This is a genomic window from Halococcoides cellulosivorans, from assembly GCF_003058365.1.
GTDB classification, from domain to species: domain Archaea; phylum Halobacteriota; class Halobacteria; order Halobacteriales; family Haloarculaceae; genus Halococcoides; species Halococcoides cellulosivorans.
In genome coordinates this window covers 646146-660877 of the sequence record NZ_CP028858.1, presented here as the reverse complement: position 1 = coordinate 660877, position 14732 = coordinate 646146, and the positions used below count along the sequence as shown (strand labels likewise).

8 protein-coding genes are annotated in these 14732 nt (G+C 68.1%); 4 read left to right on the top strand and 4 right to left on the bottom strand.

Translation table 11 applies throughout. The features are described 5' to 3' along the window. Positions 1–61 precede the first annotated feature (61 nt). The gene (locus HARCEL1_RS03125) at positions 62–1969 is read left to right on the top strand and encodes a hypothetical protein (RefSeq protein ID WP_159076997.1); all 1908 of its coding nucleotides are present in this window, start codon (positions 62–64) and stop codon (positions 1967–1969) included. 15 nt (positions 1970–1984) lie between these two features. Here HARCEL1_RS03125 and thiD read toward each other — a convergent pair whose 3' ends face one another. Beyond that, positions 1985–3181, bottom strand: a complete 1197-nt coding sequence (gene thiD, locus HARCEL1_RS03120; protein ID WP_108381145.1) for a bifunctional hydroxymethylpyrimidine kinase/phosphomethylpyrimidine kinase — start codon at positions 3179–3181, stop codon at positions 1985–1987. 179 nt (positions 3182–3360) lie between these two features. Here thiD and HARCEL1_RS13280 point away from each other — a divergent pair, with 179 nt between their 5' ends. Further along, the gene (locus HARCEL1_RS13280) at positions 3361–3510 is read left to right on the top strand and encodes a DUF7331 family protein (protein ID WP_159076996.1); all 150 of its coding nucleotides are present in this window, start codon (positions 3361–3363) and stop codon (positions 3508–3510) included. 73 nt (positions 3511–3583) lie between these two features. Here the strand turns inward: HARCEL1_RS13280 and HARCEL1_RS03115 are convergent, their stop codons facing one another. Continuing rightward, entirely contained in the window at positions 3584–4606 is a 1023-nt protein-coding gene (locus tag HARCEL1_RS03115; RefSeq protein ID WP_108381144.1) for an AIR synthase family protein, read from the bottom strand. Positions 4607–4766: 160 nt separating this feature from the next. Between HARCEL1_RS03115 and HARCEL1_RS03110 the strand changes: the two genes are divergently transcribed. Both HARCEL1_RS03110 and HARCEL1_RS03105 read left to right on the top strand, forming a co-directional pair. Beyond that, complete coding sequence (locus HARCEL1_RS03110; RefSeq protein WP_108381143.1) at positions 4767–6584, top strand: FAD-binding protein; 1818 nt, start codon at positions 4767–4769, stop codon at positions 6582–6584. A 121-nt stretch (positions 6585–6705) separates the two neighbouring features. Continuing rightward, positions 6706–8667, top strand: coding sequence for a twin-arginine translocation signal domain-containing protein (locus tag HARCEL1_RS03105; RefSeq protein WP_108381142.1), 1962 nt, complete (start codon positions 6706–6708; stop codon positions 8665–8667). 12 nt (positions 8668–8679) lie between these two features. Here the strand turns inward: HARCEL1_RS03105 and HARCEL1_RS03100 are convergent, their stop codons facing one another. Together HARCEL1_RS03100 and gltB are read right to left on the bottom strand one after the other, a co-directional pair. Beyond that, positions 8680–10158: a glutamate synthase subunit beta gene (locus HARCEL1_RS03100; protein ID WP_108381141.1), complete on the bottom strand. Its 1479-nt coding sequence runs from the start codon at positions 10156–10158 to the stop codon at positions 8680–8682. Further along, positions 10158–14672, bottom strand: coding sequence for a glutamate synthase large subunit (gltB, locus tag HARCEL1_RS03095; protein WP_108381140.1), 4515 nt, complete (start codon positions 14670–14672; stop codon positions 10158–10160). The genes HARCEL1_RS03100 and gltB overlap by 1 nt, the downstream gene beginning before the upstream one ends. Positions 14673–14732 lie beyond the last annotated feature (60 nt).

Below are 14732 nucleotides of genomic sequence, written 5' to 3'. Positions count from 1 at the left end.
GGCGATCAGTCCTGAGAACGGCGCCGTGACGCTGAAGGACGCGACTCTCGAACCAGGGGCAGTGAGTGAACGAGGGCCCAGCGGTCGCGCCCGCCGTGGCGTCGCCCTGACCGCGCTGCTCGCGGTCGCGCTGATCGCCACGAGTGGGGTCGCCGTCGCGGCCGACCCGGTGACCGAGACGGCGACGTACCGACTGACGCCCTCGGATCCAGGGACCGTCGAGGTAGACCTACTCTACTCGACGCCCGACCCGCTGACCGAACTCTCGATCGCACCACCCGAGTCGGCGTCGGCGATCGAGACGGAGGGGTTCACACGCGAGGGCGACCGGTTCGTCTGGGACGGCGAGACCGACCGACCGCGACTGACGCTTCGACTGGCAGTCAACGAGACCGGGACCGAACGCCAGGCGGCGGCCGCCCCGACGGGATCGGGCCTGATCTTCGCCGATACGGGCGACTGGGCACTGTTCACGCGCCCCTCGACGTCGGTCCGGTGGACCGCCCGCGGCGACCTGGGCTTCGAGCGTACCTCCACGACCGACGGGCCGGGCGTCACGGGGTCGTCGATGGTGTTCCTCGGTGACCACGAGACGACGACCCGGACGGTCGACGGCGAGCGGATCGTCTACGTCCGGCCCGCGGGCGTCGATCCGGCGGTCGATCCCGACGAGACCCTCGACGCGCTCGAATTCGCGAGTCGCGAACTCCAGGTCGGGGCGCGCGACGACCGCATCCTCGCGGTCGCCGCCCCGACGACCGTCGACTGGGGCGTCGCCGGCCTCCAGGTCGGGCCCGCGGACTTCTGGGTGCAGGCCGATCGATCGCTCGGGGCCGGCAGTACGTGGTATCACGAGTACGTCCACGCGCGCCAGGACTTCGAGACCACCACCGAGACGGCCTGGACGACCGAGGCGATGGCCACCTACTACGCCGCCCTGCTGGGCCTCCAGCGCGACGGGAGTTTCGAGACCTTCCAGGCCACTCTCGCGCCGGGCACCCGAGACACGTACGACGACGTAATCCTCTCCGATCCGGGGACCTGGCACGACGCTGCGCCCTACCGCAAGGGGTCGCTCGCGGTCGGCCAGACCGATCGTCGAATCCGCCTGGCGAGCGACGGGAGTACGTTCCTTCGCGTCTGGAGTGTGCTCAACCGCCAGGACGGTCCTCTCACGGCTGCCGATCTCTACGCCGCGATCGTAGCCGCCAGCAACGACAGCGTGGCGGCGCGAACTCGGACCGACGTCGAGTCGACCGGCGGACTCTCGATATGGTCGGCCAGCGAGCATCGGGCGGCCTTCGGTGCGTCTGGCCCGCGATTCTCGGTGACCCCAGCCACGGCAGTGGTGATCGAGGGGTCGACACGGACGGCGTCGGCCGACCCGCGAGAGACGGCGCTTCTCGGCGTCAACGAGTCCGTCACGCTCACCTATCGCGTCCGGAACGGCGGTGACACGACGGGCGACTACGACGTTCCGGTTCGCCTGGGCGATCGGACGGTGAATCGCCTGACGGGCACGCTCGACCCCGGCGAGAGCGCGACCCAGGAGGTCAGCGTGACCCCGGATCGGACCGGTCGGCTCGCGCTGTTCGCCGGCGACAGCGTGATCGACCTCCACGTTCTCGATCCGCCGATCCAGGTGCTCGACGTCACGGTTTCGGAGGATCACCCGGTCACGGTGACGGCCGCCCTGGGGGGCAACGCGACCGTGCCGACGAGCGGGCCCCTCTCGATCGAGTGGGGCGACGCGGTCATCCTCGAGGAACGGGTCGCGATCGCCCCTGGTGCGAACCGGACCGTCTCGGTCGAGGTCCCCAACGCGACCGCCGGCGAGCACACCGTTCGGGTCGGGAATACGACCGCGACCGTCACGATCACCGACCCCGCGACGAGCGCCGACGGGCCCGCAGCAGGCCCGCTCGTGGCTGTCCTCGTGGTGCTGATCGTCGCGCGAGTCTTCAAATAGCGTCGACGCGAGCGCTCAGATAGCGTCCAACCGATCGATCACCGCGGCCGGATCGGGCCCGACGACGAGCGCGTCCTCGTCGAGCGCGAGGACGTCCGGTTGGCCCGATTCGTCGACGATCGACCGCGCGGCGTCGCGTCGGTCGCTCGCAGACCGGTCGGGATCGATCGACGGCCAGTCGCCGCTCGCGTCGGGCACGCGCACCGCTGCCGCGAGGCCGGGCGCGCGGTCGCGCAATCCCAGCAGGATTGCAGCCGCGGGATCGGTGAGAGGGCCGCCCGCTCCAACTGCGACGATATCGTCCTGATCGTTCGCGAACGGCGTCGCGACCAGCGCCGCGCTCGCCCGGTCGGCCACGCGCCCGTACAACCCGGCCGCGGACTCGACGGTTCCCGATCGTTCGGCCTGGTTGCGCAGCGCCGCGAGGTGATGGACTGCGCCCGGGCCAGCGCCGCCCGAGTGGTGGTAGCGCACCGCGCGGGCGAGGAGTTCGACACCGTCGCGGACGGCCCGATCGAGCGATGCGCCCTGGGCCAGGCGCGCGGCGATCGCGCTGCTGATCGAACAGCCAGAGCCGTGAGTAGCGTCGGTGGTCACCCGCGGGTGGACGATCGTCTCGACTCCCTCGGCGGTCACCAGCACGTCACGGACGGTCTCACCACCACGGTGCCCGCCGGTGATCAGGGCGGCGTCCGCCCCCATCGCTCGCAACGCCGCGCCCGCCCGCTCGGCACTCGCGTCGTCGGTCACCTCGACGCCGGTCAAAACGTGTGCCTCCTCGCAATTTGGCGTGACGAGCGTCGCCGCACCGATCAGTCCTTCGTAGGCATCTTCGGCCTCCTCGTCGAGCAGGCGGTCGCCCGAGGCGGCGATCATCACCGGGTCGACGACCAGCGGGTCACAGTCGCCGGCCGCCGCGCGGACGGTCTCGATCACTGCGTCGGTCCCGAGCATCCCGGTCTTGACCGCCCGAACGTCGAAGTCCTCGCGCACGGCGGCGATCTGCTCGCGAATCGCGTCGGTCGGGACCGGGTGGACGCCGTCGACGCCGGTGGTGTTCTGGGCGGTCACGTTCGTGATTGCCGAGGTGGCGAACGCCCCGACGGCCTCCATGGTCTTCAGGTCGGCCTGGATGCCGGCCCCACCACCCGAGTCACTCCCTGCGATCGTGAGCGTCACCGGCCGATCGGCTGGATCCGGTTCGATGGACATGGGCGCCGGTCAGAGGCCGTCGGGCATGAATCTGGCCGTCCGGTCGTGGAGCGCCGATCTGGGGTGACCGAGTCGCCCGTACCGAAACACTCATTTTCGTTCATGCAGGTCTCCGCGGGACTTTTCACCTTCAGGGCCATACGTGAAATTACCACGCCTGGGGGGCGTGGGGGGAAAGCATGGACAAACGCACGCCACAGAGTACGAAAACCGAGGAAGAGAATCTGGTCTCCGTCGAAACCGAGGACGGCGATACGGTCATCTACGACCGCGACAGCCCGTCCTCCGCCTGGATCCGGTCCGATCGCACGATCGGCCTGGAGAAGTAGGGCGCGTCGGCCCTGCGGTGGGTCCCCGGAGTCGACGGGTCAGACAGTATCGAGCGATCGAACACCGGGCCGTTCAATCCTCCGCGCGGGCGGCACACTCTTCGAGCGCCTGCCAGTACGGGTCCGCTCCAGGGTGGTCGACCCGCTCGCCGTCGACGATCAGCCCGGAGCCCTCGCTGACGACGCCCACCTCCGCGGCGGGAACGCCGGCGTCCGCGAGCGCGCCGAGGACGGCGTCGACGCCGCTCTGATCGACGGTCCCCAGCAGCGTCCCCTCGCTGATCGAGATCCAGGGGTCGATGCCGAACGCCTCGCAGGCGGGCCGGATGCCGTCGAGGACGGGGATCGCGTCCCGTTCGATCTCGAACTGGACGCCCGCCGCCCGGGCCATCTCGTGGAACCCACCGATGACGCCGCCCTCGGTCGCGTCGTGCATCGCCGTCATCGGCCCCGAATTCGCGGCGACGATGGCGTCTTCGACGGGGCTGGAGTCGTAGAACCGATCCTGGGCCGCCGCAAGGTCCGCTTCGGAGAGGTCCTCGACCACCTGGTCGGCAAAGAGCACCGAGAGCACGCCCACCGCTTCGACGGCGGGGCCTTTGGTGACGATCACGCTATCGCCCGGGCGCGCGCCGTCGGGCCGGACCAGATCCTCGGGATCCCCGACGGCCATCGCGGTGCCGCCGCCGACCATCGGATAGTTACAGCCCTGATACCGCGCGGTGTGGCCGGTGACGACCTGGACGCCGAATTTGCGGGCCTCGCGGTCCATCACCGACCAGACCGCCTCGAACGTGTCGTTCTCGATTTCGGGGGGCAGGTTGAGGTCGATACTCAGGTAGGCGGGATCGAGCCCCGAGACCGCGACGTCGCTGAGGAGGATGTGGAGCGCGAGCCACCCCGCGCGTTCGAGACCCAGACCCGGGTTGATCGAGACGGGGTCGGTCGCTATCGCGAGCATCTGCCCGCCGATCTCGACCGCGCCGAAGTCGACGCCGTGGGCGGGTTCGACGCGAACCTCGTCGCGGTCGGCCCCGAGGTGCGGGTAGATGAACTGATCGAAAAACGCGCTGTCGGCCTTGCCGAGGTCGGGCATACGCGCGTTTGGCGAGTCGGGTATTAGTGTGTGGTCATCGCCGGTGGTCGCTACTGACCGAGCGATCGGTCGTCCGCGATGCTCGCCGCGCTCGCTCCAACACCGGACGAGACCGCACCGACCGGTAGGCCTTTGGGGCGCTCGCCCGACGCTCTCACCCATGTACGAGCACGAGGTGGTCGTCGTCGGGGCCGGCGGGGCAGGCCTGCGCGCGGCCATCGCGGCCCACGAGGCCGGCGCGGACGTGGCGATCGTCACCAAACTCCACCCGGTGCGGAGTCATACGGGGGCGGCGGAAGGCGGGATCAACGCCGCGCTGCGCGACGACGACTCCTGGGACGACCACGCCTACGACACGATGAAAGGCGCGGACTATCTCGCGGACGCGCCCGCGGTCGACACGTTCGCGAAAGACGCGCCCAGGGAGGTCATCCAACTCGAACACTGGGGGATGCCCTTCTCCCGGGACGAGGACGGCCGGGTCTCCCAGCGGCCCTTTGGCGGCCTCTCCTTCCCGCGGACGACGTACGCGGGCGCGGAGACGGGCCATCACCTGCTGCATACGATGTACGAGCAGGCACTCAAACGCGGGATCGAGGTGTACGACGAGTGGTTCGTCACCCGCCTGGCGGTCACCGACGAAAGCGATCCGAGTGAGCGGACCTGTGAGGGTGTCGTGGGCTACGAACTGAGCACTGGCGAGATCTCGGGGTTCCGCGCGACCGAGGGTGTCGTGCTCGCGACCGGTGGGCTCGGACAGGTCTACGAGCACACCACGAACGCCGTCGCGAACACCGGCGACGGCGCGGCGATGGCCTACCGGGCGGGCGTCCCGCTCGAAGACATGGAGATGATCCAGTTCCACCCGACGACACTCCCCTCGACGGGCGTGTTGATCACCGAAGGGGTGCGCGGCGAGGGCGGCATCCTGTACAATTCGGAGGGCGAGCGGTTCATGTTCGAACACGGTTACGCGCTCAACGACGGCGAACTCGCCTCCCGGGACGTGGTCTCGCGGGCGGAACTCACCGAGATCAACGCGGGCCGGGGCATCGAGGACGAGTACGTCCATCTCGACATGCGCCACCTCGGTGAGGAGCGCGTGCGTGATCGCCTGGAGAACATGATCCACCTCGCAGAGGACTTCGAGGGCGTCGACGCGCTCGAAGATCCGATGCCGGTCAAGCCCGGCCAGCACTACGCGATGGGCGGGGTCGAGACCGACGAGAACGGCGCGACCTGTATCGAGGGGCTGTACGCCGCCGGCGAGTGTGCGTGTGTCTCCTTGCACGGTGCGAACCGCCTCGGCGGGAACGCGTTGCCCGAACTGCTGGTCTTCGGCGCGCGAGCGGGCCAGTCGGCGGCGGGCGACCCGCCCGAGGCGGCCAAGATCCCGACCGGACCGGCCGCGCGGTCGGCCGACAGCGCTCTCGACGCCACCATCGGGCCGGCGTCGATCGATCGCGAGCCCGCGACCGACGGCGGGCGGGCCGACCCCGCCGGATCACTCGATCGGGCGGTCGCGGCCGAACGCGAACGCGTGACCGACCTCATCGAGCGCGACGGCATCGATCACGCGACGGTCCGTCAGTCCGTCCAGACGACGATGACCGACAACGTCAACGTGTTCAGGGAGGCGTCCGCCCTCGAAGACGCACTCGACGACCTCCGCGTCGCTCGCGAGCGCTACGAGGATGTCGCGGTCTCCGACCCGTCGGGGACGTTCAACACCGATCTGATCCACACGCTCGAAACCCAGAACATCATCGACCTCGCGGAGGCGATCACCGTCGGCGCGCTCGCCCGCGAGGAGTTCCGTGGCGCGCACTGGCGCAAAGAGTTCCAGGAGCGCGACGACGCGAACTGGCTGCGCCACACCATGCTCGCCTATCGCGACGGCGATCCCGAGATCTACTACTCGCCGGCGAACCTGGAGGGCCACGAGGGGACCTACGAGCCCTCGACGCGGAGTTACTGACCGACCGGACGATCGTCGCACGGACATCGACGCACCGGAGGCTGGCCGGGACTCTCTTTGATATCGGAAAACCGTTCTAACGGTGATATTTTAAGGAGTCAGAGCGTCAAATTAACCTGTTATGGTCCATCGAGACCGAACGTACGAGGGGACGCGCCGACAGTTTCTGAAGACTGTGGGCGTGGGGGCCGCCGCCGGCCTGATCGGGACGGCGAGCAGCGCCAGTGCTGCGGAGGGGTCGTTCGTCCGTCGGGACGGGGCGGACCTGCTCGTCGACGGGTCGGAAGTGTCGCTGCACGGCGCGAACAACTTCTGGATCACCGACTCGTTCCGGGGGACGCCCGACCGGGTGGACTCGCTGTTCGCGATGTTCGAGGAGATGAACATCGACATGGTCCGGACGTTCGCGGCCTGTGAGGGCGGCGCCGAGGACGGGGCGTGTTACATTCCCGAGCCCTACACTCACGACCCCGCCGCCCTGGAGATGCTCGATTACGTCATCGACAGCGCGAAGCGCCACGGCATCCGGCTGAATCTCGTCCTCGCGGACAACTGGGATCACAACGGCGGCATCGCTCAGTACGTCGACTGGGTCGACGGCGCGGAGGTCCACGGCGACTTCTTCGACAACGAGGACGTCAAAGACCTCTACAAGTGGCACGTCGAGGACCTGCTCACCCGGACGAACTCCGTGACGGGCGTCGAGTACCGCGAGGAGCCAGCGATCATGTCCTGGGAGCTGTGTAACGAGCCACGCATCGAGGGCGACGCCTTCGGTGAGGGGAATGATCCGGGTGGCGAACAGCGCGCCCAGATCCTCGAAGACTGGCTCGGAGAGATGGCGGCGTTCGTCAAGGAGCTCGATCCGAATCACCTCGTCTCGTCGGGGACCGAGGGCTTTTACACGCGGGAGGATCGCACCGGGTGGTACTACAGCGACTGGACGGGCCAGGACTTCGAGCGCCATCATGCCGTCGACGGCATCGACCTGGCCAGCTTCCACATGTACCCGTATCACTGGAACATTCCCAAAGACTACTGCAGCACGTGGATCCGCGAACACGTCCACACCGCTCACGAGGTGCTCGACAAGCCGGTGTACATGGGTGAGTTCAACGTCAACGTCTCCGGTCGGTCCGGGGCGCAGTGTGACTCGCCGCCCGCCCAGGTCGACGAGCGCAACGACTATCTCGACGAGTGGTACCGTGTCGCGGACGCCTACGACGTCGACGCGGCGACGATCTGGCAGATCGTCGTGCCCGACATGCACGACCACGACGGCTTCCAGGTCTACCGGTGCGAATCGGGCGACCAACTCGGAGCGTACGCCGACGCGACCGATCGCAAGAGCCCGGGGTTCGGCCGATCGGGGGCGGACACGCTGCACGCACCGACCGCGCTCGACGCCGTGACGACCGGCGACTCGATCGACCTCCACTGGAGTACGGTGCCCGCCGCCAGTGAGTACCGCGTGACCATCGGTGCGGAGACGACGGCGGTCGACGATCCGAGTGTGGAGCGCGGAGGCCTCCAGGGTGGCTCCGAGTACGACGTCTCAGTCGCCCCCGTCGGATCCGACGGGACAGCCGGTGACGCGATCACTGCGACGGTTCGGACCGAGGGGCCCCGAACGGTCGACGCGCCCGCCTGGGAGTACGGGACGGCGTTCGAGGGCGGCGATCGAGCCACGCACGACGGGATCCTCTGGGAGGCCAACTGGTACACCGACGATGCGACACCGCGCTTCGAGAACGGCTACGCCTGGTCGATGGTCCGCGAACTGACCGTCCCGCAGGTGTCCTCTCGGCCCTGGAGTGTGGATCCCGTGCCGACGACACCGGAGACGACGACGCCTGAGCCGACGCCCGACAGCCCGACCTGGCCCGCGGGGGCGACCGATCCGGACGGCGACGGCCTGTACGAGGACCTCTCGGGTGACGGCACGGTCAACTTCCCGGACGTGAATCGGCTGTTCCAGAACACGGACGCCTCGGACGCCCAGGAGAACGTCGAATTCTACGACTTCGCGGGCGACGGCACGCTCGACATGCAAGACGTCCTCGCGCTGTTCGAGATGGTCTGAAACGGCGTTTTTTCAGCGGGAGACCAGCGGATCGTTCGGCGTCTCTAAACTCGCCGGCAGGTCGCTGTCGCCGGTGAGATACTGATCGATCTGACGAGCGGCGTCCCGGCCGCTGCCGATCGCCCAGACGATCAGTGACGGGCCCGAGACGGCGTCACCCGCGGCGAAAACGCCGTCGACGGAGGTCATCATGTCGTCGTCGACGACGAACGTGCCCTGGCCCGACGTTTCGAGGTCGAGCGCATCGAACGGCCCGGTCTGGGGCCCCGAAAAGCCGACGGCGATGATGACGAGGTCGGCGGCGATCGTCAGGTCGGGTTCGATGACGAGTTTCTCGTGATCGCCCGACGCGTCGGTCTCCCACTCGACGCGGTCGGCCCGCAACTGGTCGACGCGACCGTCGCCGTTCGTGTCTTCGAAGGCCTTCGTGTCGACGCTGAACTCCTGGGCGGCCCCCTCCTCGACGGCGTAGGTCTTGCGGTAGGTCTGGGGCTGTTCGGGCCAGGGGTTGTCCGGGGGCCGCTCGTCGGCCGGGCGCGGCAACAGTTCGATCTGGACGACCTGCTCGGCACCCTGTCGGTGGGCGGTCGCACAGCAGTCCGCGCCGGTGTCGCCGCCGCCGAGCACGACGACGCTCTTCCCGTCGGCGTCGATCGGGTCGTCGACGGGCTTGTCCGCGACCGCGCGGTTCGCCCGCGTCAGGTAGTCCATCGCGACGTGGACGCCCTCCAACTCACGGCCCTGGAGGTCGAGATCGAACGGGTCCTGGGCGCCGACGGCGATACACGAGGCGTCGAACTGTTCGTCGAGGTCAGTCGCCGGGAGGTCCGTCCCGATCTCCGTCGAGGGCTCGAAGCTGATGCCCTCCGCGCGCAACTGCTCGACCCGACGGTCGATGCGCCCTTTCGCGAACTTCGCGTCGGGAATGCCGTATCGCATCAGGCCGCCGATCTCGTCGTCGCGCTCGAAGACCGTCACGTGGTGGCCCGCCCGGTTGAGTTGCTGGGCGGCCGAGAGGCCGGCGGGCCCCGATCCGACGACGGCGACCTCGTGGTCGGTGCGCGCGTCGGGGGGCTCGGGTTCGATCCAGCCCTCTTCCCAGCCCCGATCGACGATCGCCCGCTCGATCGACTTGATCGTGACGGGGTCGTCGTTTTTCGCGAGCGTACAGGAGTTCTCACACGGCGCGGGGCAGTTGTACCCCGTGAACTCCGGGAAGTTGTTGGTCGCATGGAGGCGCTCTAAGGCGCGCTTCCAGTCGTCACGATGCACGAGATCGTTCCAGTCGGGGATGATGTTCCCGATCGGACAGCCGCCCATGCAGGTCGGCGTCCCACAGTCCATACACCGCTCGCCCTGCTCTTTGAGGTGGGCTTCGTCCCACTCGGGGGCCCAGACCTCGTCGTAATCGCCGGTGCGCTCCTCGGGGTCGCGCTTGCCGATCGGCACGCGACCGTGGACGCGGTAGCCACCGGGGTGGCGTTCGGCCATCAGTCGTCACCTCCCGTGGGCTGGTCGGTCGTCGGGGTGATCCCGGGCGAGGGAACGGGCGGGTCGATCCGGATGTCTTCGCCCTCGGCCAGTCGATCCTGGATGACCGAGGCGTACGCGTCGGGCATCACCTTCACGAACCGGTGGGCGAGGTCGTCCCACTGGTCGAGGATCTCCTGGCCGCGATCACTCTTGGTGTACTGGACGTGATTTTCGATCAGACGCTTGACCATCCGCCGGTCGCGATCGTCGAGCGGTTCGGTGTGGACCATCTCAGTGTTGACACGCTCCTCGAAATCGCCAGATTCGTCGTAGACGTAGGCCTCGCCGCCGGACATGCCTGCGCCGAAGTTCTTGCCCGTCTCACCGAGGACGACGGCGATCCCGCCGGTCATGTACTCACAGCCGTGATCACCGACGCCCTCGACGACGGTCTTCACGCCCGAATTGCGGACGGCAAACCGCTCGCCGGCGACGCCGTTGAAGTAGGCCTCGCCGTCGGTTGCCCCGTACAGCGCGACGTTGCCCGTGACCACGTTCTGGTGGGCCTCGTAGTTGGCGTCGTCGGGTGTGCGCACGACGAGTCGGCCACCGGAGAGGCCCTTGCCGGCGTAGTCGTTGGCGTCGCCGGTGAGATCCAGCGTGATGCCCGCTGCGAGGAACGCGCCCAGCGACTGGCCGCCAGTCCCCGTCAGATCGAGGTGGATCGCATCCTCGGGCAGGCCCTCCTCTCCGTGAGCGGCGGCGACCGCGTGGCTGAGCATCGTCCCGACGGTGCGGTCTTCGTTGCCGATGCGTTCGTGGATGCGCACCGACTCGCCGTCCTCGATGGCGGGTCGGGCCTGCTCGATCAGGGTGTGATCGAACTTCTCGTCGAGGCTGTGGTTCTGTTCGCGGGTCTTGTAGGGGTCGTCCTCACTGTCCGGCCGGTCGAGCAGTCCCGACAGGTCCATCCCGTCTGCCCGGTCGTGATCGACGGCCTTCTGGGCGAGCAGGTCGGTCCGCCCGATCAACTCGTCGACGCTCTCGACGCCCAGATCGGCCAGAATCTCCCGGACTTCCTGGGCGATAAAGCGCATGTATCGGGCGACGAACGCGGGGTCGCCGGGGAACTTGTCCCGGAGTTCGGGGTCCTGGGTCGCGACGCCGACCGAACAGGTGTTACAGTGGCATTTCCGCAGCATGACACAGCCACACGTGATCAGCGGTGCGGTCCCGAACCCGTACTCCTCGGCGCCGAGTGCGGCCGCGATGGCGACGTCACGCCCCGTCTTCATCCCGCCGTCGACCCGGACGCGAATGCGCGACCGGAGGTCGTTGTCCAGCAGGACGCTGTTGGCCTCCGCGATGCCCAACTCCCAGGGCAGGCCGGCGTTTTTGATCGAGGTCTTCGGGGAGGCTCCCGTCCCGCCCGAATGCCCGCTGATGAGCACGGCGTCTGCGTTGGCTTTCGCGACGCCCGCCGCGATGATCCCCACGCCCGCCTCGCTGACGAGTTTGACGTGGACGTCCGCCTCGGAGTTCGAGCATTTGAGGTCGTGGATCAACTGCGCGAGGTCTTCGATGGAGTAGATGTCGTGATGTGGTGGCGGGCTGATCAGCGGGACGCCCGGCGTCGTCGAGCGGGTTTCGGCGATGAGGTCGTTGACCTTCTCGCCGGGGAGGTGCCCGCCTTCGCCGGGCTTGGAGCCCTGAGCCATCTTGATCTCGATGTGCTCGGCGTTGGCGAGATAGTTCGCCGTGACACCGAACCGGCCGGAGGCGACCTGTTTGTCCGCACACTCGCGTTCCGTGCCGAACCGCTCGGTCGGTTCGCCACCCTCGCCCGTCGAGGCGAACCCGCCGACGCGGTTCATCCCTTCGGCCAGCGTCTCGTGAGCCTCCGGGCTGATCGAGCCAAACGACATCGAGGAGCTGAAAAACCGCTGCGTGATCTCCTCGACCGGCTGAACCTCTTCGATCGGGATCGACTCGCGCTCGTCGGTCTGGAACTCCAGCAGGCCGCGCAGCGTCTGAAGCTGTTCGTTCTGGTCGTTGATCCGGCGGGCGAACTCGTCGTACGCCTCCGGATCGTCGTGGTTGGTCGCGCGCTGGAGCGCGCCGATCGTGTTGGGGTTCCACTGGTGGAACTCGCCGTCGCGTCGCCAGTAGAACTCTCCGCCCTGGTCGAGGTCGAGGTTGCCGGGAATCTCGGTGTCGTAGGCCTCCTCGTGGCGCTCGCGCAGATCGCTCTCCAGGTCGTCGATCGTGATCCCCTCGGTCCGGGCGGTCGTCCCCTCGAAGTACTCCGCGACGAACGCGCTGTCGAGGCCGACGGCCTCGAAGATCTGTGCGCCGACGTAGCTCTCCAGCGTCGAGATGCCCATCTTCGCCATCACCTTCTGGAGGCCGTCCTCGATCGCGCCGCGATACCGGTCGAGTGCCGCGCGTTCTTCGTGCTCGACGATACCGTCACGGACGAGGTCCTCGATGGACTCGTAGGCCAGCGTCGGCACGATCGCTTCCGCGCCGTAGCCGACCAGCGTCGCGAAGTGATGGACGGCGACGGGCTGGCCGCTCTCGACGACGATCCCCGCGTGGGTGCGCAGGCCCTCGCGGACGAGGTGGTGGTGGACGCCGGCGACGGCGAGCAGACTCGGGATGGCCAGGCGGTCGGGGCCCGCTGCCCGATCGGTGAGATAGAGCACCTCCGCGCCGGACTCGATGGCGTCGACGGCCGCCGCCCGAACGTCCTCGACGGCGTCCTCCAGGGACTGCTCGGGGTCGAAGGTCGTGTCGATCGTCGTCGCGCCGAATTCGTCGGCGTGCTCGATCCGTGCGCCCTCCTCGCGGGTCAACACGGGGCTGTCGAGACGCAACTGCCGGCAGTGTTCGGGCGACTCGTCGAGCAGGTTGCGCTGGCGACCGAGATGCTGATCGAGCGCGGTGACGGTGTCCTCGCGGATGTAGTCGATCGGCGGGTTCGACACCTGTGCGAACAGTTGTTTGAAATACGAAAACAGCGTCTTGTTGCGGTTCGAGAGCACCGAGAGCGGCGTGTCGTTGCCCATCGCGCCGATCGGGTCTTTGCCGTCGCTGGCCATCGGTTCGAGCAGGCGCTCGACGTGATCGAGCGTGTAGCCGAAGGCCTGCTGACTCGCGGGGAGGTCCTCGGTGAACGGCCCATCGATCGGAGCGCCGTCCAGATCCGCGAGACCACGTTCGTTGTCTGCGAGCCACTCGGCGTATTTCGCGTCGGCGAGACGGTCGAACACCTCGTCGTCGGGGACCAGTCGGCCCGCCTCACCGTCGACGAAAAACAGTTCGCCCGGTTCGAGGCGGTCGGTCCGGTCGATCTCGTCGGCCCCCAGATCGAGGACGCCGCGCTCGCTGGCCATCACCACGCGGCCGTCCGAGGTCTCGACGTAGCGGGCGGGCCGGAGGCCGTTCCGGTCGAGGATCGCGCCCACGTCGGTGCCGTCGGTGTAGACCACCAGTGCGGGGCCGTCCCAGGGCTCGTTGATCGTCGAGTGATACTGGTAAAAGGACTGCCGGCGCTCGTCCATGTGATCGGCGCCCTCCCAGGCCTCGGGGATGAGCATGCGCAACGCGTGGGGGATCGAGCGCCCGCCCTCGACGAGCAGTTCGAGCGTCGCGTCGATCGAGGCGGTGTCGCTCGTCCCGTCGGGCGCGACGGGCGTGACCGCGTCGATATCGATCCGGTCGCTCGCCAGATCGGCCTCACGGGCGGCCATCCAGTTGCGATTCCCGCGCAGCGTGTTGATCTCGCCGTTGTGGATGACGTTGCGGTACGGGTGAGCGAGATGCCACGCGCCGAGCGTGTTCGTCGAGAACCGCGAGTGGACGAGTGCGAGTTCGGATTCGACGCGCTCGTCGCGCAGATCGGGGTAATAGGAGCGGACCTGGGCGTTGGTCAACAACCCCTTGTAGACGATCGTCCGGCGATCGAGCGAGCAGATATAAAATCGGTCGGCGCCCACCGGGTCGTCGGTGGCGACCGCACTCTCGATGCGCTCCCGGAGGACGTAGAGATCCGCGTCGATGTCCGCGGGGTCGCGCTCTGTGGTCGGCACGACGACGGCCTGGCGGACCGCAGGCTCGGTTTCACGGGCCGCCGGCCCCAGGTCGTCGTTTTCGGTGGGGACATCGCGCCATTCCAGCACCTCGTAGCCGTCCGCCGCGGCCGTCTTCTCGACGATTTCCTCGATGGGTGCGTGATCGGCGTCACGCGGGAAGAAGAACTGACCGACGCCGTAGGCGTCTGGGTCCGGGAGATCGTCGAAGACGGCGTCGAAAAACGCGTGCGGTGTCTGGATGAGAATGCCCGCCCCGTCGCCGGTGTTCGGGTCCGCGCCGCGCGCACCGCGGTGGTCGAGGTTTTCGAGCAACTCCAGGGCGTCCGTGATGGTGTCGTGGGAGGGGCCGCCCTCCAGGTCGACCAGCGCCCCCACGCCACAGTTCGATTTCTGGGGTAACCCCCCAGTCGGGTTCGGATGCGACTCGCTGTCGTGCATTGGATAGACAGGGGCGATACAGGTCTAAAGCGACGGTGAAGGGCGCGGATACTGCGTGAA